13 protein-coding genes are annotated in these 21963 nt (G+C 33.4%); 5 read left to right on the top strand and 8 right to left on the bottom strand.

All coding sequences use genetic code 11. The features are described 5' to 3' along the window. Positions 1-4: 4 nt before the first annotated feature. From HPY79_00310 to aspS, 6 genes are all read right to left on the bottom strand, one after another. Entirely contained in the window at positions 5-1903 is a 1899-nt protein-coding gene (locus HPY79_00310) for an LTA synthase family protein (GenBank protein NSW44262.1), read from the bottom strand. Further along, positions 1893-2105 carry an exodeoxyribonuclease VII small subunit gene (gene xseB, locus HPY79_00305; GenBank protein ID NSW44261.1) on the bottom strand — a complete coding sequence of 71 codons (213 nt, stop codon included), beginning with the start codon at positions 2103-2105 and terminating at the stop codon, positions 1893-1895. Before xseB ends, HPY79_00310 begins: the two co-directional genes overlap by 11 nt. A gap of 11 nt (positions 2106-2116) precedes the next feature. Then, positions 2117-3478 carry an exodeoxyribonuclease VII large subunit gene (locus tag HPY79_00300; GenBank protein ID NSW44260.1) on the bottom strand — a complete coding sequence of 454 codons (1362 nt, stop codon included), beginning with the start codon at positions 3476-3478 and terminating at the stop codon, positions 2117-2119. 2 nt (positions 3479-3480) lie between these two features. After that, positions 3481-5103 (bottom strand): S8 family serine peptidase, encoded by a 1623-nt coding sequence (locus HPY79_00295; protein ID NSW44259.1) that lies wholly within the window; start codon positions 5101-5103, stop codon positions 3481-3483. 469 nt (positions 5104-5572) lie between these two features. Beyond that, a complete protein-coding gene (locus tag HPY79_00290; GenBank protein NSW44258.1) occupies positions 5573-7354 on the bottom strand; it encodes an acyl-CoA dehydrogenase family protein in 1782 nt (593 codons plus the stop codon). A gap of 79 nt (positions 7355-7433) precedes the next feature. Then, positions 7434-9191, bottom strand: coding sequence for an aspartate--tRNA ligase (gene aspS / locus HPY79_00285; protein NSW44257.1), 1758 nt, complete (start codon positions 9189-9191; stop codon positions 7434-7436). Between the two features lie 397 nt (positions 9192-9588). Between aspS and HPY79_00280 the strand changes: the two genes are divergently transcribed. From HPY79_00280 to HPY79_00270, 3 genes are read left to right on the top strand one after another with little or no spacing between them, the layout of a single operon-like run. After that, a complete protein-coding gene (locus HPY79_00280; protein NSW44256.1) occupies positions 9589-10545 on the top strand; it encodes a hypothetical protein in 957 nt (318 codons plus the stop codon). Positions 10546-10556: 11 nt separating this feature from the next. Further along, positions 10557-11237 (top strand): hypothetical protein, encoded by a 681-nt coding sequence (locus HPY79_00275; protein ID NSW44255.1) that lies wholly within the window; start codon positions 10557-10559, stop codon positions 11235-11237. A 3-nt stretch (positions 11238-11240) separates the two neighbouring features. After that, positions 11241-11723, top strand: coding sequence for a hypothetical protein (locus HPY79_00270; protein NSW44254.1), 483 nt, complete (start codon positions 11241-11243; stop codon positions 11721-11723). A 392-nt stretch (positions 11724-12115) separates the two neighbouring features. On the opposite strand, the gene clpB is transcribed toward HPY79_00270, so the two are convergent. Continuing rightward, positions 12116-14725 carry an ATP-dependent chaperone ClpB gene (clpB, locus tag HPY79_00265; GenBank protein NSW44253.1) on the bottom strand — a complete coding sequence of 870 codons (2610 nt, stop codon included), beginning with the start codon at positions 14723-14725 and terminating at the stop codon, positions 12116-12118. 226 nt (positions 14726-14951) lie between these two features. On the opposite strand from clpB, the gene HPY79_00260 reads away from it, so the two are divergent. Both HPY79_00260 and HPY79_00255 read left to right on the top strand, forming a co-directional pair. Next, entirely contained in the window at positions 14952-20495 is a 5544-nt protein-coding gene (locus HPY79_00260; protein NSW44252.1) for a hypothetical protein, read from the top strand. Continuing rightward, a complete protein-coding gene (locus HPY79_00255) occupies positions 20495-21337 on the top strand; it encodes a protein kinase (GenBank protein NSW44251.1) in 843 nt (280 codons plus the stop codon). Before HPY79_00260 ends, HPY79_00255 begins: the two co-directional genes overlap by 1 nt. Here the strand turns inward: HPY79_00255 and HPY79_00250 are convergent. Then, positions 21329-21925 carry a ribonuclease HII gene (locus HPY79_00250; protein ID NSW44250.1) on the bottom strand — a complete coding sequence of 199 codons (597 nt, stop codon included), beginning with the start codon at positions 21923-21925 and terminating at the stop codon, positions 21329-21331. The genes HPY79_00255 and HPY79_00250 overlap by 9 nt on opposite strands. Positions 21926-21963: the final 38 nt, after the last annotated feature.

The raw sequence follows: 21963 nt of genomic DNA, 5'->3' as shown, positions 1-21963 counted from the left end.
AAAATTAAAAATCTAGGTATTCTTGAAATAATAACTGCAAATATGCTTTACCTGTTTTTAGGGTATTGATGCTATCGGCTTTACTTGCAAATTGATGAAATAACAAACTTTTATCTTCGTGTAGATAAGCAAAATAATTGCTATCGCTAACCCAACCAAAACCAGCATCATATGCATAATAGCAAAACGATTTTGAATATGGATTAAATAAATCTTTACTCCAACGATAGTTACTACATGCATATCCCAATTGCTTCATAAGTGTTTTAGCTAAATCGGTTTGCGAGCAATAGAGATTTACTTTATAACCTCTGTATTCTTTTTTAATAGGTTCGCCATATAGCATCATAGCTATTCGACGATATTGCTGAGCATATGGATGCCACCCTTTGGGAGAATTGTGACTATGGTCAGACACTAAAACAAAGAGAGTATTTTTATAAAAAGGCATTTTTTTAACTTTATTAAAAAACACACCTAAACTACTATCTGCATATGCCATTGAATTAATATATTTTTGGGCATCACCTCCCCAATTAAATTTTTCGGCATAGGGCATATCGTATGGATTATGACTCGATAAGGTAAATACCATTGAAAAGAAAGGTTGTCGTAACATATGCAATGAGTCTGCAAAAAAATTAAGCAAATATTCATCATGTATGCCTAACCTACCTCTTGGAATTTTTGATGGAAAATCGTTACCTTCTATAATCTTATCGAAATCTTTGGTCATTAAATATGCCTTAATATTACCATAACTTAATTGCCCACCAAACATAAAAAAAGTATAGTAGCCCTGTTTTTTTAAATCGGATGAAATACTTGGTAATTTAATAAATTTATCGGGCTGATTAACAATAATTACTTCGGGTAATGCAGGTTGAGCACTTAAAACAGCTGCTATTCCCTGATCGCTCAAACCACCACTTCCGAAAACATTAGTAAATAATATTCCTTCTTGAGCTAATGCATCAAAATTGGGAGTAATACTATCGTAACCGCCTAAACTCTTAATACAATCTGCCGACCAGCTTTCTAGTAATAAAATAACAATATTGGGTTTATTTTTTATATTTAAAACCCTTATAGATGTGTCTTTTGGTACATTGTATAAACTATCGACCTTAAATTTAGCTTCTTTGAACGAAAGAAATATAAAAGGATTCGTGTTTTTAAAGTAATGATTTTTATCAATGCTGGATCCTAAATTCCAAGCAGAGTTTACCGCTACTAAATTTAAAAAATTATTTTTTGAATAATAAACATCTGCTTGATGAATCGGTATTTCTTGTAAACCTCCTCTTATGCCCCAAATAAAGCAAATTGGTAATAAAAATAAATGTGCTAACGAAGCAATAAAACTTCGTTGCATTTTAGTTTTTGGAAAAATCCACCTATTAAAAGCCCAAATAGCTATAAATACAATAAATGCAATAGACAAAAAGCCAAATATTACTTCTGTAACAGATGCTGTTTGAAATACTTCATTAGGTCGACTTAAATATGAAATAGCTTTGTAATTTATTTTAACTTTCCATTCGTCATAAAGAGGCAATTCGGCAATACTTATAGAGGTTGCAATAAATATAAAAAGTCCATGATAAACTCGCAATAAATGATTAAAAAAATTGGTTTGAAATAACGATTTAATAATAGTAACAAATATTGGAAACATCATGATGTAACCAGTAGTCGAATTGTCGAGATAAATGGCATACCAAAAAGCTTTTATTACTTCAACAAAATCACTATCGCCAATTTCAGACCAATTATATACTAAAAAAATAAGACGCAAAAGCTGAAAATACAGCATCCAAAACAGATACTGTTTTAAGGTAAAACTGATAATGGTAATAAAATTACTTTTAGTCCAATCTTTCTTTACAAAATTAATCTTCATTTTCTTCGTTAAACATTTTTAGTGCCTTTTCTACTTCTTCCTGACTTTTTATTAAACGAGCTTTACAAAATTGAATAAGTTCGGATGCCCTTTGAATCATTCCGGCAAGTTTATCAACATCTACATCTTCATCTTCTAATTGTTTAACAATGCTTTCAAGTTCTTCCATTGCTAATTTATACGATAATTCTTTCTTTGCCATAGCTTTATGAATTATTTTATTACTTTACTTTCGATTTTACCATTACTTAAAATTGTTTCAATGATATCATCATTTTTAATAAAATCGACTGCCTTTACCACTTTACCATTTTTCATAGTGATGGAATATCCCCTAGCTAAAACATGTTTCGGATTATAAGCATCGATTGTTTTCTCAATATGATGAAGGTTTTGTTCATTCATTTTTATTTGAACTTTTATAACGTTTGCTAATTGATGAACCTTTTGGCTTAATTGTTTATGTTGTAAAAGAATGACACGTTTAGTTATATTATTGAATTGACGCTTGAGTAATAATAATGATTGTTGCTCTTTTTTCAAATTCTTCTGTACTGTCCAATTAATTTTTTCGCTATTATACCACAATTGTTGTTTTTTTATTTTAAGAATATTTTGAACATTCCTAATCGTTTTAGTAGCTTGTTCTAATTTATTAAACTCTTTTTCAATTATTTCACTAGAATATTGCGTTACATTGTTGTACAATGAATTTATATACTGCCAATATTCAGCTGTTTTTTGAATAATATATTCAGCAGCTGCAGTAGGAGTTTTAACACGAGTATGAGCTACTAAATCGGCTACAGAAGTATCGCGTTCATGTCCAATAGCGGCGATGACAGGCAATGGAAATTGTGCAATATTATTAGCTAAATCGTAGTGGTCGAAACATGCTAAATCGCTTTTACTGCCTCCACCACGAGTAATAACAAGCACATCATATTGTTGAACGGGAATCTTTTCCATAGCCTGTATAATACTTTGCTCTGCTAAATCACCTTGCATAAAAGCTTTAAATAGCGTTATTTTGTATTTAAAACCATAAGGGTTATGATTCAACTGATTGCAAAAATCTTCGTATCCGGCAGCTGTATCAGACGAGATGATGGCTATTCGTTGGGGGACTAAAGGAAATTCGAGTTCTTTGTTCATTTCAAATACACCATCGGAAACAAGTTGCTGAATAACCAATGCTCTTCGTTGCTCTAAGTCTCCAATAGTATATGTAGGGTCAATATCTATTATCTGCAAAGAAATACCATATACTTCGTTATACTCAACCTTTACTAAAACTAATACATTTATGCCTGCCTTAAGATTTGAATGAGTAGTCGATTCAAAATATGGTTTTAATAAACGATAGGTTTTATCCCAAATAATAGCTCTGAACTTTGCTATTATTTTGTCGCTTTCATTATCTTTTTCTATTAGTTCTAAATAACAATTTCCATTGCGGTTTTCGTGAAGTTCGCTAATCTCAGCCTTTACCCATATATGTTGCGAAAAAGAAATATTAATTACTTCTTTTACTAATACGGCTAACTGGCTAAGTTTTATATGTTTATCGGACATAGTTACTTTTTTACTACGGGAATCACCACCTTAGCTTCGTTAGAATAAATTTCAAACCAATAATAACCCTTATCAAAAGCCGACATTGGAATATAAAGACTTCCCTCATTGGTAAGTTCAAACCAAGGGAATAATTGATAAACCAACTTTCCATCAACAGAAAACATTGAAATTTGAACCTGTGTATAAACTGGCGATGAGTAGTTTATAGTAACTCCCTGCTCACAAGGGTTAGGATATACAGATTTTACTAACCAATTGTTTTGAAAATTAGCATCTATTCCCGCTAAAATATGATTTGCCAACTCAAAATTAGGTATTCCATAGCCTAAAAGGCTGTCTGGAGTATTATATTGACTAGCCGATTTACGGACTGCCTCTATTATTTCCATATTATTTTTTTGAGGGTTAGCTTGCCACAAGCAAGTAACAAGCCCACATAATATGGGCGACGAGAATGAAGTACCGCTGCCAAACGTTAATGTGCCATCTTCGCGAATGATGGCTGACGATAACCCTTGTGCGCTTACATCGGGTTTAACACGCCCATCGGCTGAATAACCTTGAGAGCTAAAATATGCATAATTTCTGTTGGCATCGACAGCCCCAACCGTTAATACACTATCGGCATCGGCAGGAGATCCTATTTTACGCCAAATATCATCGCCTGAATTACCTGCACTCACACATACAATCATACCTTTGCGGGCACAAATAGTAGCAGCTATACTCGATACCGCTACTCTACCCGTCAAATCAGCCCACGTATGGTTCATTGTACTATCGTCAAACGTTGTATATCCTAAACTGGAGTTAATTACATCAGCCCCTATGCTATCGGCTAATTCTGCACCTATTACCCATGCATATTCCTCAAGTATATATTCGTGTGCTCCTTCTTCTGTTCGGATTAAAGCATAGGAGGCTTTAGGCGAAGTACCTACAAATTCATTATTTCGCAAAACCACCATTGTAGATAAAACCATCGTTCCGTGAGGATGACTTTCGTAAACGTATGAATCGTTGTAGCCATCAACTATATCACGAGTAAGTACAATACGATTCTGAACATGCAATGAATCAAAATATCGAATGGTATCAACTCCTATAAAACCAGCATCTAAAACAGCAATAAGCATTCCCTCACCCTTTTTGCCCAAATTATGAAGGTACTGCCCATTCATCATTTCTATTTGGTTAGCTGCATAGCCATAATTGTATTGCTTAGTAGCCACCTCAAATTTTTCAATCTTAGATTTTACAGGATTGAGAGGACGCAAATATTTAATTGACTTAACAAATTGAAGAGTTTGAATGGTATTAAAATCGGTCGAATTATTTAAAATAACAATAACCCCATTTAACCATTTAGATTTACTATGTATGTTGAAACCTAAAGCAGTTAATTGATTTATATAATTATCGCTAACAGGTAAATCGAGGCTATCAATAATTATCTGCTGACGTGTTCTTCTGTCTAGGGCTCGCTGTGACAAAAAAGCAGAAGGGACATTTAGGCTATAAGTATTATAAGCTTTATCTTTAAATGCTACAAAATAGTAACCCGTTGTTTGCGATTGAGCACTTAGAGCCCAAACTAATAAAAGGATATATATATAACGCATATTTTTTTTTTGCAAAGGTAATGAATTAAGTGTAAAAATTTATTTACATTTTTTGATTATCATACCATTAAAAAACAAAAAAATACAACATCGATTCGTAATAAAAAAATACTTTTTTAATGTTCTTATTAAAATTAATTGTTCTAATTCTAATACAAAACCTTTGCAAAACTTCTTTTTTGATCGAGTCCAATCTTTTTGTCGTCATTCTGAGCTTGACGAAGAATGACCCCAATGCTTATTTAGTTTTGTGTATGGTTATACCTCGACAGGCTCGGTATGACGGTGAGTGTAGAATTTATTCTTCTAAAAATATTACAATTTTTATTAGCCTGATTGAATTTGTTTATTCATCCTACTTAGGTTGAAAAGGTCTCAATACTTAATAAAAAACCACTTTACTTAGACTTCGAAAATACGATAATCTAAATAAAGTGGTAAGATAAAAATACAAATTAGCTAATAATTACTAAAATTTATAAATATTATCTTCAATGAGTTTATTGGCAATACGGCGACGAGCTTCTTTAACATTTACAGGCTCAAAAGTCATTAGCTTAGTTAATGCCATTTGTATTTTCTTATAATCATCACTATTAGCAAACGATGCAACAGCATCTATTGCATAACCATAAATTTTAAGAGCTGCTTCCTGTACAAATACATCAAGAATATCTTTGTATATAGCAATCTCTGAATCAGCTTTTAAATTCATTAATTTTTTAACTCTAAGCATCAACGATTCGGCAGCATAGGTTTGAATAATCATATCCGAAATATTCATTTGAATTTCTTGTTCGCCCGAATATTGTTTACCTAATGTTTCATATGCAGCATATTGAGTAATCAAAACAGCTTTTTTGAAATTTTCAATTAAATTGGTTTTATACTCAAAATAATCTGATGAATAACTAGCAGGCAACAATTGTTCAAGGTTATTATATAATTCTTTAGCTTTATTAGCAAGTGGAGAATCAGATTTTTTTGCTAATTTTAAATATTGGTCAGCAACAACTAAACGGTTGATTTCGTTAGTTCCTTCGAATATTCGATTGATACGTGAATCGCGATAACAACGATCGACGGGCATTTCGGCAGAGAACCCCATACCTCCGTGAATTTGAACAGCCTCGTCAACCACATAATCCAATACTTCAGAACCAAATACTTTAAGAATAGCAGCTTCTAAAGCATATTCGCCAATAGCAGTGAGGTAAGCTTCTTCTTTTTTCTTACCATTGTTCATTTCGTTTTGTATGGTTTCGTCAACATAAGCAGAGGTTCTGTAAAGTGCTGATTCATTAGCAAAACAACGTATAACTTGTTCGGCTAATTTATATTTAATGGCTCCATAATTGCTAATTAACTGTCCAAACTGCTTACGTTCATTGGCATATTGTACCGAATGATTGATGGCTCTTTTTATGGAACCAATCACATTAGCACCTAATTTAATACGTCCGATATGAAGAATATTAAGAGCAATACGAAAACCTTCGCCACGTTTGCCAATCATATTCTCAACCGGTATTTTGCAGTCGTTAAAAAATATTTGTACCGTTGAAGAACCTTTAATACCCATTTTATGTTCTTCTGCTCCAAATGTAACACCAGGAGTATTACGTTCAACAAGGAAGCAACTTAATATTTTGTCGTTATCAACTTTAGCAAAAACGGTTAAAATATCGGCAAAGCCACCATTGGTTATCCACATTTTTTGTCCGTTTAAAATATAGTGTTTGCCATCTTCGGATAAAACGGCACGCGTACGTCCGCTATTGGCATCGGAGCCGGCACCAGGTTCGGTAAGGCAATAAGCAGTTAACAATTCACCGGTTGCAATTTTGGGTAAATATTTTTGCTTTAACTCTTCGCTTCCATAGTACAACAATGGGAGTGTACCTATGCCAGTATCAGCAGAATATGCCACTGCATATGAATGTCCTGCTCCAAGAACATCGGCAGCAATCATAGAAGTTACAAACGATTGTCCATAACCGCCGTATTCTTCAGGAATAGATAAACCTAATAATCCTAATTCACCTGTTTTTTTTAACAACAATGGCATTAAGCCTTTTTCTTGTGCATCGATACGGTCGAGATTAGGGAAAACTTCTTTTTCGAGAAAATCTTGACACATATCGGCAATCATACGTTGTTCTTCGCTGAATTCTTCAGGAATAAATACATTACTAAATTTTGCATCGTGAATTAAAAATTCACCACCTTTTAAATAATTTTTAATTTCCATTGTTCCAATTTTAAATTTTTGTACAAAGATGTAATAAAAAAATTAAATTTTAAAATTAACATTTTGTCATGTATTCAAACTATTGTTTGTAAACAGAGATAGCAATATTTAGTTCTTTTAATTGTTCTTCGCTAACCGTAGATGGTGCATCAATCATAGTATCGCGTGCTGCTTGGTTTTTGGGGAATGCGATATAATCGCGAATGCTTTCGCTTCCACCAAACATAGCACATAAGCGGTCAAAGCCTAATGCTATTCCTCCATGTGGAGGTGCTCCATATTCAAAAGCGCCTAAAAGAAAGCCAAATTGTTGTTGTGTTTGCTCATCGGTAAAACCTAAAATATTAAACATTTTCTTTTGCACTTCGCGTGAGTGAATACGTATTGACCCTCCGCCTATTTCAACGCCATTTATCACCAAATCGTATGCGTTGGCTCTTACAGCACTTGTATCTGTATCAAGCAAAGGAATATCTTCGTTTTTTGGCGATGTAAAAGGATGGTGCATAGCATAGTAACGTTGAGTTTCGTCGTCCCATTCGAATAGAGGGAAATCAATTACCCAAAGAGGAGCATAAACATGGCTAGGTCTAAGTCCCAATCGGTTACCCATTTCGAGTCGCAATTCACTCATAGCCTTGTAAGTTTGTTTTTTTCTGCCAGCTAATATCAAAATCATATCGCCTGGTTGTGCCTGACAATATTCGCAAACTACTTTTAAATCGTCAGAAGTATAAAACTTATCTACCGATGACTTTATCGTGCTATCTTCTTGATAACGGATATAAATAAGCCCTCCAGCCCCAATTTGAGGTCGTTTAACAAACTCTGTTAATTCGTCTATTTGTTTACGTGTAAAACTATTACAGCCTTTTGCGTTGATAGCTAAAATGGTTTCAGCCTCATCAAATACTTTAAATCCTTTTCCTTTGACTATGGTTGCTATATCTTGGAACTCCATTCCGAAGCGAATATCGGGTTTGTCGCTACCATATTTTTGTATAGCTTCGGTATAAGTTATACGAGGGAATTTGGGAAGTTCGATGTTTTTTTCTTTTTTAAATAAATAACGAATGAGTCCTTCAAAAATTTGAAGTATATCTTCTTGTTCTACAAATGACATTTCACAGTCTATTTGTGTAAACTCAGGTTGACGATCGGCTCGTAAATCTTCATCGCGAAAACATCGAACTAATTGAAAATAACGATCGAACCCCGAAACCATAAGCAATTGCTTAAATGTTTGTGGCGATTGAGGCAAAGCATAAAATTCGCCAGGATGCAACCTCGAAGGTACGATAAAATCGCGAGCACCCTCGGGAGTAGATTTAATTAAAAAAGGGGTTTCTATTTCTAAAAAATTATGTTGATCAAGATAAGTTCGAGTGGTCTGAGCCAAACGATGACGTAGTTCTAATTTTTCTTTTACTACGTTTCGACGCAAATCTAAGTAACGGTATTTCATTCTTAATTCATCGCCCCCATCTGTATCGTCTTCTATTGTAAATGGAGGAGTTAACGATTCATTTAAAATATTTAATTCTGATACTTTAATTTCTATGTCGCCTGTAGGAATTTTTGAATTTTTTGATTCCCGTTCGACAACGATACCTTTTATTTGAATTACATATTCACGTCCCAAAGAATATACTTTTGAAAGCATTTCTTGACTGCATTCATCTCTATAAAAAACCAGTTGTGTAATTCCGTATCGGTCGCGTAAATCGATCCAAATCATTGCACCTTTATCGCGAATACGTTGTATCCAGCCACTAAGCTTAACTTCTTTATTTACATCATGTATTCTTAATTCACCACAAGTATGTGTTCGTAACATATTTTTTTGCTGCGAAGGTAATAATACCATTTTTAGTTTCAAAAAGTATTCGATTTTTTTAAGCCAATTCATTCTATATGAGTTGTTTGGAAAGCCCTAAACTTTTTTTTGGTTTCGATATAGCTATTAAATACACTTGCTTAAATCAGGGACTGAGTTACCAATATCCAAGAACTTTTAGTCCATAAAAGTTCAAAGACTAAGAAAATATATACTCATGTGTCTCAAAAAAGTTTACAAAAAATTAAATCTCCTTTTGATGATTTGAAAATAATAATTATTTTTGCATAAAAACACCTAAAAAAGTACGGTTATACACCCAAAATAGATGTATATAATTACTTTTGGTAAGGTTATAAACGAGTTAGCATTTATTTATAAAGATCAACAGACAATTATGTTCGGACTGAAAGAATTAAAGCCAGAAATAAAAATCGAAGAAAATTCGGTTGAATGTCCTGTGAAAGATTGTTCAATAAAAGTTGAGCGACAAAGACAAGTTTTTAAAAGAGAACAAAAATATCAATGTCCTATCCATAAAATCTATATTTCGCCAACAACTTTTGAGTATGAAACAGAGCAGGAAAATTTGTTATGGTTTGACAATTCTGACAAGATACTATATGAAGAAATTTTAAAAGTCAAAAGAGAAAGTCGAATTGCACGAGACAACAGCGAGGATGCACTAACTTGGAATGTTATGAGATTTCTTGACAGACAAGACTTTCTGGTAAAATTTCTAACTGACTTATCACAAAAAAGAATAAAAGAAACAGAATTAATTTTATGGTCTTACTCACCAAAAGAAAAATCGAACTGGTCATTATTGAATAAAGCACGTATTGAATTTGGTGAAACCATTACCAGAGGTTCAGAGCCAGACATTATTATAAAAACGGACAAAGTTTTATATTTTTTAGAAGCAAAACTGACAGCAAAGAATGAAACTAAGCCAAGTGATTTGCATAATAGAAAAAAATACGAAACAGGAGGCAAAAAACTGTTTCAACAAATATTTAAATCAGACTACGAAACTATTGCCATTAAAGAAGAACGATACGAACTTATGCGATATTGGTTACTAGGTAGTTGGATGGCTAAACAACTTAATACTGACTTTGAATTTTATATCTTGTTAATGCAATCCCGGGAACCAGAAATTGAAGCAGAGTTTGACAAACACATTGTTGAAGCACCCGAAAGAAAATTTTCCCGTCTGACCTGGGAGAAAATATATAATTTTGTTAGAACTCTTCCAAACAGTGCTGAAAAACAAAAAATGACAGAATATTTTGAAAATAAAACTATTGGTTATAATTATGATGGTAAAATAATAAAGGCGTTTAACATTTAAAAATATATTTTATGGATAAAGAAAGAATAAACGAAATGCTGTCTCTTGCACTAGGTATTATGAGTGTTCTGGCAATTATTGGCCTTTTAATAAATAATAATTTCGACACAAACGAATTATTGAGTTCTATAATCAATTTTACGCAAGTGGCTATTCCTGTTTTAGTATTGCTTGTTGCGACAACTATAAAAAAGAATGCAGAAACCTATACTCAAATAGCCAAAGAGGTATTGGCAGCTATTCAAAAAAAGAATGTTGACTTTTTAATGGGACCTCGTTATAATCGTGAAAATTATGACCCAGAAAAAGGACAAGGATTAGAATATTTGTTTATTACAAATGAAGACCCTAAGTCTAAATTAAGAGCAAAGTTTGTCCCCATACAGCCTTTAGAGGAAGGTGTTCTTGTAATTTATGTTCAAAAAGGCACATTAGTTTATGGTTTAAATTATAGCTCGGAACAGGCAACATCTGATGAAATCAAAAAAATTCAATCAGATGTTTTTGATGCATTATCCAACTTTATAAGTAAAAAATATGATAGTAACTATGAAATATTACCCAATTCTAAAGATGATACAGCAATAATAATTGATTTTAATGAGGAGAAAATGGGAAAAAGAAAATTCAAGAAAGCTATTGCAGAATGTACAGAATTAGCAATTTCAATAATAAAAAAATATAAAAAATAGGTAATGGAGCTCTTCAAAAACATACCGTCTGAATATTACATTTACATTGGTATAGCTATTTTGCTTCTCGGAATAATCCTCGGTTTTACAAAAACTATAACAGTTTACAGAGATTTTGCAGACCTTACAAAAGTATTTATGCTGGTGCTTGCACCCGTAGGACTTTTTATTCTGATTGGAGATAAAGTTCAAAATGATATTGTAAGAAATATCCTTATCGTTATTGAATGCGGTTTATTGATATGGATATTAATAACAACTTTCCAGGACAATCGGAATATTTTTAAAACATTGCTGGCTTTTATTACAAAAATTCCTTTAGGAGTTATTTTTGCTATTTATTTGATAAATTTTATTAGTCCGGGTGGTAAGACTCGCGCACAACGCAAACAGAACAGAGGTTTAGCTGCGATTGTATTGCTGTTTTTAACCCCTATACTATTCGGACTTGTAAAAAACAGAGTATGGATTTATAAAAAAAAATAAACAAATGCTAACAAAGGCTATATGCAATAAGGGTTTCACTTGAAATTCAAGCATTCTGCTCCGCTCGAACTTCGGTGTTGGTGGACAGCAAAGTAGCCCAAAATACCTTACTGCATATAGCCTCAACCGTTACCTGTAACTTTTTAAAAAAAGACAACGATATTAATTGGCACAGAAGAAGAATATTTTAAGATCATAATTCATCCATTGTTTAACTTAAAAACGTTTTTATGAATTTTCTATATTAACAATGTGCTAGTGCATTTCAAAGTAACAAAATTCCGAATGCTTTAAATTGTCCATAAGGTGGTTAACACCAATAATCAAAATTATTAACAAAAAAAAGAGGCTGACTCAAATTTAAGTCAGCCTCTTTTATTATATGATTTATATTATATTTCCTCTGCTTCTACAATACTTTCAAATTGCAATTGATTATTCTTAACATCGATATAAATACCATTATCGGGACGAACTTCACCTTGCAAAATAGCTTTAGACAATTCGTTCACAATTTCGCGTTGAATTAACCGCTTAATAGGACGAGCTCCCAACTGAATTTCAAAACCTCTATCGGCAATCCAATCGACCAGTGCCGGCGAATAATCCATTTTAATACCATTCTTTAAAAGCATTTGTTTTAATTGATTCAATTGTAATTTCACTATTTCTTTTACGTCATCGCTCATCAATGGAGCAAACATTATAATTTCATCAACACGGTTCAAAAACTCAGGACGTACAGTTTGACGCAACAACTGTAAGACTTTTTCTTTGGTACGTTCGAGTACTTCGTCTTTATTATGCAATTTTATATTTTCAAACTCATCGTAAATAATGTGTGAACCAATATTAGAAGTCATAATAATGATGGTATTTTTGAAATTCACCACCCTACCTTTATTATCGGTTAAACGTCCATCGTCTAACACTTGAAGCAATATGTTAAATACATCGGGATGTGCTTTTTCGATTTCGTCGAGTAAAACAACGGAATATGGTTTTCGACGCACAGCTTCGGTTAACTGACCACCTTCGTCGTAACCAACATAACCCGGAGGTGCACCAATTAATCGCGATACAGAATGACGTTCCTGATATTCACTCATATCAATGCGTGTCATCAAATTTTCATCGTCGAACAAAAATTCTGCTAAAGCTTTAGCTAATTCGGTTTTACCGACTCCTGTTGTACCTAGGAAAATAAAGGAACCGATAGGTTTTTTAGCATCTTGTAAACCTGCCCTACTTCGTCTAACGGCATCAGCAACAGCCTTAATGGCCTCATCTTGTCCTACTACACGTTTATGAAGTTCTTCTTCGAGATGTAAAAGTTTTTCGCGTTCGCTTTGTAACATACGAGAAACAGGCACACCCGTCCATTTTGATACCACTTCGGCAATATCTTCGGCATCCACTTCTTCTTTAATTAGTGGCTTTTCGCCTTGAACATTTTTGAGTTCTTCTTTTAATTGTTCAATTTTTTGCTGAGCCTCCCGCATTTTTCCATATCGGAGTTCTGCTACTTTATCGTATAAACCTTCGCGTTCAGCAACTTCCGCTTCATATTTATATTGCTCGAGTAATTCTTTTTGTTTTTGTATAGCATTTACTATTTTTCGTTCGTTTTCCCATTTGGATCGTAATTCGGCTCTTTGTTGATTAAGTTCACTTAATTCTTTTTCAATAACCGATAATTTCAATTTATCGTTCTCGCGTTTAATACCCTGACGTTCAATTTCGAGTTGCTTAATACGGCGTTCGAGTTCGTCGATTTCTTCGGGCACAGAATTCATTTCCAAACGCAATTTCGAAGCAGCTTCGTCAATCAAGTCAATAGCTTTGTCGGGTAGATGTCTATCGGTGATATAACGCGATGATAACTCAACCGATGCAACGATAGCTTCGTCTTTAATACGCACACGATGATGCGACTCATATCGTTCTTTTAAACCACGTAGAATAGAAATAGCATCGGTAGTGCTAGGCTCATCTACCATTACAATTTGAAAACGACGCTCTAAGGCTTTATCTTTTTCGAAATATTTTTGATATTCGTTGAGTGTAGTAGCACCAATTGCTCTTAATTCGCCTCGAGCTAGTGCCGGTTTCAGAATATTGGCAGCATCCATAGCGCCCTCGCTCTTACCAGCACCCACCAATGTATGTATTTCGTCGATGAACAAAATAATTTCACCATCGGAGGCGATAACTTCTTTAACTACAGACTTCAAACGTTCTTCGAATTCGCCCTTATACATAGCTCCGGCAATCAATGCTCCCATATCAAGCGAAAAGACTTGCTTCGATTTAAGATTTTCGGGAACATCGCCTTTTACTATTCGATGAGCTAATCCTTCGACAATTGCTGTTTTACCAACTCCAGGTTCACCAATCAATACAGGATTATTTTTAGTTCTGCGTGAAAGAATTTGTAATACCCTTCTAATTTCGTCATCGCGACCAATAACAGGATCGAGTTTTCCATTTCGAGCTTGTTCGTTCAGATTAATAGCAAAACGGTTGAGAGCATTGTACGAAGATTCGGCCGATTGACTATTTACCTTTGCTCCTTTTCTTAATTCTTGAATGCTTTTCTTGAGCAGATCTTCCTTAACACCAAAATCTTTAAGCATTTGGGCTATATTATCGCCTGCCTGAACAATTCCAATCAGTAAATGTTCAACAGCAACGAACTGGTCGCCCATTTCAGCAGCCAATTCGTTTGCCTTGCGTATAGCTTTATCGGCAGACGACGATAAATACACATTACCACCTTGAACCTTTGGATAAGATTTTAGTATTTGCTGCAAAACGCGTTTTAAATCGTCAGTTGAAATATTCATTTTACCTAACAAATACTGCAAAATACTCTCTTCTTTATCGAACAAAGCTTGCAGTATATGACCATTCTCAATTGCCTGATTTTGTTGTTGCTCGGCTAGTTGAATAGCATGCTCAATAACTTCTCTCGATTTAATTGTAAATTTGTCTAGATTCATATTTTTTTATTTTTGAATTTAACATTTACAAATTTCAATCCCTAAACTAAATATGCCACTATGTCATTATCACAATCACAATTCAATGCCATTTCGACATCTTTAAATCATTTAATCGTTAGCTTTTAAAACAGAATAAACAATATATTTAAATTATTTCTATTGTAATTTTTTTGTCAATATATATTTATTTCGTATGTTTGACTAAACTTTCAAAAACAAGACTATGAATACTAAAAAGCTTTTAATTAGCATTACTATTCTAATTTTAGGAGTAGCATTTGTTTTTTCATTAGTAAAAATATTTAAACCTTCAAAGCCTGAGCTTTCTGATTACGAAGAATATGCCGAATACATCAATGCCTTTACTTCAGGTTATATATCGCGAAATAGCGAGATCGTCATTGAACTCAATCATAATCTTGACATAAACAAATCAATAAGTAATGAAGACTTACAAAACATTTTAAGCTTTTCACCTTCTATTGATGGAAAAGTATATTGGAAAGATGAATATACTTTAGCCTTCAAGCCCAATAAACCGTTTGATTATGAAAAACAATACATTGCAACATTTAAAATAAACCAAATTATCAATGTAAATAAGCTAAACGATTTTATTTTCTCATTTTTTATTATTCCTCAAACCTTTAAAATCGAACAATATTCGATAAAAACACTACGGTCAAATTATAGTCTTGAACAAATAATAGCAAATTTAGAATTATCGGATATAGAAACATTAGAAAACATACAAGCGTGTATAACCGTTCAACTAAGTGGAAAAAATTTACCTTTTAAACTCAATACAAACGACCAATTAACTTATCAGATTATTATTGATAGCGTTCCTCGTACCGAACAATCAGCTCTCTTAAGTATCGAATGCAATGGAACAAAATTAGGTATATCATCAAAAATTAAAAAAGAGATCAACATTCCATCGCTAAATCAATTTGTATTGTTAGATTGCATTGTACGCAAATATCCTGAACAAAGTATTCATCTTATTTTTTCCGATCCTATTGATGACAAACAAGATTTAGGTGGACTTATTACGCTAGAAAAAGATCAGATATTGCGGTTTACTATTGAATCGAATGAAATAATCGTATACCCTAGTGAAACACTTATTGGCGATTTTACTTTACATGTTTATCAAGGTATTTTAAATACCCACCAAAAGCCATTTAATGATTCAAAAGACTTTGCTATTACATTTGAAGACATTAAACCCCAAGTAAAATTCGCCGACGAAAGCTTTATTATTCCAACAAACCAAAACGGAAGCATTATACCTTTTTTAACAATGAACTTAAAAGAAGTTGATGTTCGTATTGTTCAAATTTTTGATAACAATGTTTTACAGTTTTTACAAATCAACAACTATAATGGAAGTGATGAGCTTCAACGCGTTGGAAAAATAATTTATAAAGGTACAGTAAAATTAAACATCAACCCAAATGATAAAAATCAATGGAAACGCTTTTATTTAGACATTTCAAAATACGTAAAAACTCAACCGGGTGCAATTTATCGAATATCGTTAGGTTTTAGACAACACCAGACACTATATCCATGCAACGAAAATATTACTCAAAATTCAAATATCAATCAAAGCTTTGATTATTTTGACTCATACAGCGACTACTACGACTACTATTATAACGATGATTATGATTATTACGAATATTGGGATAACCGAGAAAATCCTTGTCATAAAGCCTATTATGGCAGTCATCATTGTGTATCAAAAAATGTATATGCCAGCGACATCGCTTTAATTGTCAAAAAATCGCCCAATAATCAAATCACTGTTTTTGCTGCTAATATAAGCAATGCAGAACCTATGACGGGAGTAGAAATTGAAGTATTTAACTACCCCAAACAAAGTATTTCAAAAGGAATAACCGATTCTGATGGTAAAATTGTTTTTGACTTAAAAGAAGAAGCCTCATTTATTGTTGCACAAAAGGAAAATATGAAAGCCTATATTAAGTTAAACAATGGACAATCACTCAATACAGCGGCTTTTGATGTTTCGGGACAATCATTTACCAATGGATTAAAAGGCTATATTTACGGTGAACGTGGTGTATGGCGTCCGGGCGATAGTTTGTATTTAACCTTTATGCTTCAAGAAGGTCGAAATTTGCTTCCTGCTAAACAACCCATTATTTTTGAGCTTTATGACCCTATGCATAATTTAATCAAAAAACAGCTTTTTAATAAAAATGAAAGCAATGTTTATACATTTCGCACCGCAACTCCTTACGATGCTGTAACAGGTAATTACTCCCTACAGGTCAAAGTAGGGGCTACTACCTTTTCTAAAACTTTAAGTATTGAAACTATTAAGCCTAACCGATTGAAAATAAATTTATCAAGCTCACAAGAAATCTTAACACCTAACGAAAAAACAAATATCAATCTACATTCTGAATGGCTACATGGTGCTCCCGCCAATGGATTGAAAGTACAAGTAGATGGCACATTATATCCAATTACTACTACTTTTAAAGCTTTTAAAAATTTCGTTTTCGACGATCCAACAAAAAAATATTATCCTCAAACAGAAAATATTGTTTCAAAAGAACTTGACGAAAACGGCAATATTAGCTTTATTCCCAATTTTACAGTAAGTGATGAGGCTTCTGGAATGATGAAAGCTGTTTTTACCACTAAAGTTTTCGAAAAAGGTGGTGAATTTAGTATCGATCAAACCACATTCAATTATTGCCCATACTCATCGTTTGTTGGATTATTAACACCTCAAGGAGATAAAGAATATGGCATTTTATATACCGACCGCAACCATCGTATCGATATTGTAACTGTTACACCACAAGGAAAAATATTACAGGAATCGCATCGTATTGATTGTCGACTTTACAAGCTCGACTGGCGTTGGTGGTGGGATCAAAACGATGAATATTTTGATTTTAATTACAATGCTCAATCGTATTTCAAACTTGTAATGTCTGACACATTACATACCAATCAGGGACACCTAGAATGGAATATTCGCATCAATAAACCTGAATGGGGACGATACTTGATAATAGTTAAAGACCTCGAAAGTAATCATTCGGCGGGTAAAATTGTTTACATTGACTGGCCAGAATGGCGTAGCAGACAAATGACCGAACACGAACAAGCGTCCACCCAATTAATTTTTACTAGCGATAAAGAAAAATATAATGTTAATGATAATATTGTATTATCGTTTCCTGGAAGCAAAAACGGTAGAGCTTTAATATCTCTTGAAAACAACAAGGGTATTATTCATTATCAATGGGTCAATACCGTTGCAGGCATAAATACCTACCAATTTAAAGCAACTGCCGATATGAGTCCCAACGTTTATGCCCATATTACTCTTATACAACCATACCAACAAAAAGAAAACGATAAACCGATTCGCTTGTATGGCATACAACGAATAAACGTTGAAAATCCGCAATCGCACTTAAATCCTATTATTACAATGCCTAATAGTTTAAAAGCTGAAAATAAATACACTTTATCTGTAAGCGAAAAACAAGGCAAAGAAATGTATTATACGTTAGCCATTGTAGATGAAGGCTTGCTAAGCCTCACCCATTTTAAAACACCTAACCCATGGGAATATTTTTATGCAAAAGAAGCTTATTTATTTACTCAATGGGATTTATACGATTACATCATACAAGGTTTAGCAGGCAAACTAATGAATATCATCACTATTGGAGGAGACGAAGCCTTAAAAGAAGCACTAGATGCTATCGAAGCTCAAAAAGCCAAGCGTTTTAAACCTATGGTTATTTTTATGGGACCATTCCATCTTAAGGCTGGTTCAAAAAATTCTCACACCATTGATATTCCAAACTACATGGGCGAAGTAAGAGCAATGGTAGTAGCTCGCAATCAAGAAGCATACGGGAATACCGAAAAATCGGTTAAAGTAATTAAACCCATTATGGTAATACCCTCATTGCCAAGAGTTCTTTCGACAAACGATAAAATAAAGATGCCTGTTACTATATTCTCTAACGATAAAAATTTAAATCAAGCTCAAGTTTCTGTAAAAGTGAATGGACCTATCAGCCTTATGGGTTCAAACAATCAGCAAACAACACTAAAATATAATTCCGACAAAACACTTTATTTTGAATTATTAGCTCAAAGCACAACAGGACTTGCAACCATTGAAGTTAGTGCATTTTCTGGTAATGAAAAATCATCATCAACCATTCAGATTTACGTTCGAAACCCCAATCCATTTACCACCATAACACAAAATTACCTTATTGAAGCCGGTAAAAATTTATCCAATTCGATAACTCCCTTAGGTATTAAAGGCACAAACTTCAATACCCTCGAAATAAGCGCAATACCTCCTCTTAATATTGAAAAACACATGAATTATTTAATTGGTTATCCTCATGGTTGTTTAGAACAAACTGTTTCTAAAGCCTTTCCTCAACTATATTTGACAAAATTAGCCGATCTGGCTCCCTCTAAAGCCAAAGAAATTGAAAATAATATAAAAATAGCACTTCAAAAATTACAAAAATTTCAGACTTATCAAGGAGGCTTTTCATACTGGCCAGGTGATCAAAATGTTGACGATTGGATAACTTCGTACACGGGTCATTTTTTAATTGAAGCCCAAAAAGCAGGCTATACACTACCCTCAGGCGTGTTAAATAAATGGAAAGACTATCAAAAACAAGCTGCTCAGAAATGGATGGATAAAGGTCCATCATCGCAATACATTCAAGCCTATCGTTTATTCACATTATCAATGGCAGGGCAAATTGAAATGGGTGCCATGAACCGCTTATTACAAAACAACAATCTATCTGATTTTGCACGCTATCCTCTTGCTGCTGCCTATGCTTATCAAGGTAAAGCAAGTATTGCTAATAAGCTCCTAACATCGTTCAAGCCAACTTACCAACCTCGTATGTTTGAAGATATTTATGGCAGCGACATGCGCGAAAAAGCATTAACAGCTATTGCTTTTTCTAAATTAGGAAAACGAACCCATGCCTTTGTACTTATCAAAGAGCTTTCAAAAATGTTATCGTCGAACCAATGGTATAGTACTCAATCGCTTGCTTTTGCACTAATTGCATGCTCAGAATACTTTAATGGCGAAAAAATTAGAACCTCGCTAAAAGCAACTATCAAAATTGATAATAAAACCCAAAATATTGAAAGTTTTAAATACATTAAATCTCTAACAATAGAAAAAGCCGACCAGAAACACTCATTCGAAATTCAAAACCAATCGAATTTCCCTATTTATGCACAAATTATACGAAAAGCCGTACTTCCCATTGCCAATGAAACATCGTTTGAAAAAGGTCTCCAAATCAAATTACAATACGAAGCATATAATGGTAATATTATTGATATTAACAACTTATATCAAACTACCGACATGTATGCCATTATTCAGGTTACTAACTCAACCACAACGTATCAAAATCGCTTAGCTCTAACTTATACGATACCTTCTGGTTGGGAAATATTAAATGACCGCATTATAGAAACAGCTACCAACGAAGCAAGTTATACTTACGAATACAAAGACATCCGCGATGATAAAATAATGTATTATTTTAGCTTAGCTCCTAAACAGACTAAAACATTTAAAATACCCGTTAATGCTACTTTTGCCGGTAAATTTTACCATCCAGCTGTATATTGCGAAGCTATGTACAACAACGACATAGCCGCACAATTAAAAGGTCAATGGATTGAAGTTAAACCCGTTCAATAATGCGGATTCAACTATACAACCATGATATATGGCTCGACCCTACTCAACACATATGGCATCATGGACGCTTTGGAATTACTTATCTGCTAACACTTCCGAATAACGACAAAATAGTTGTAAAACAATACAAACCTAAAAAACACGATCATCCATTTGAGCAAAGGCGATTTTTGAGGCAAGCAGAAATTATGAATGCCTTATATCCCGAATTGCAACCTCAAAAAGTTGAAATAGAAAACCAGCTTTTTTTTTACTATCGTTATATCGACGGTATTACTCTTAATTTCCCGCTTAAAAAAGAAATAAAACAACACAAGGAAAATATACTTATTAAAATACTTCAAGAACTTCAGCGATTACATCAATTAAAATACATTCACACCGACCTAAAACCCTCAAACATATTAATACAATATGATAAAATTTTTTTGCTGGACTTTGGAAATTGTATAGCGTTAAACGAATCCCTACCTCGTAATTATATTATTCCATTTACAATGATTTATGCACCTCCCGAAATGATATTGAACCGCTATGATTTATGCACTTTCAGCAGCGATTTATATATGTGGGCATTAGTGGCGTTTCAGATTCTGACAGAAGTTGTACCATTTTCGCACTGCAATCCAATTCAACTTATGCACATGCAATTAAATGCGAAGCCTTCGTATCATTATTTAAAAAATAATATTTGGCACAAAATAATAACCAAAGCTACCGATAAATTTGTATTCCCTAAACCTCCTCATTTTTATGACTCAGCCACGATAGAACATTTTTTAATAAAAGGAATTGAAAAAAGATATGCTACTGCCGAAGAAATTCTTAACGAACTAAAATAACGACCATTGATCGCTTTTTAAATGAAATGATTTTCTGTGATACTTGGTATATCCATATTTTTCAATAGCTTCCACATGCTTTTGTGTAGGGTACCCCTTATTTTCATTCCAATGATATTGAGGAAATTCATGATGAAGTTTTAACATAAAATCGTCACGGTAAGTTTTAGCCAAAACCGATGCAGCAGCAATATTCATATATTTACCATCACCTTTTACAATGGTTTGATGAGGAATATTTTGATATGTGTAAAAGCGATTGCCATCAACCACAATAAATTCTGGGCGGACTTTTAATTTATCTAAACAGCGATGCATAGCCATAATAGATGCCCTAAGTATATTAAAACGATCTATTTCGTCGTTAGTACAATATGCAACAGCAAAATCAATAGCCATTTTCTCAATAATGGGTCTCAATGCATATCTTTTGGTTTCTGATAACTGTTTTGAATCGTTAAGCCCTTCAATTATAAGGTTGGGTGGCAAAATAACCGCTGCGGCAAATACAGGACCTGCTAAGCAACCTCTACCTGCCTCATCGCATCCTGCTTCAATTTTATCTATATTTAAACAAACACTAAGCATAGCCTTTAAAAATAAAAAAGGGTGCGAAAATCACACCC

It is taken from the genome of Bacteroidales bacterium (genome assembly GCA_013314715.1).
Classification (GTDB): domain Bacteria; phylum Bacteroidota; class Bacteroidia; order Bacteroidales; family GWA2-32-17; genus Ch61.
The sequence above is the reverse complement of the archived record's forward strand: the minus strand, read 5'-3'. Positions and strand labels throughout refer to the sequence as shown.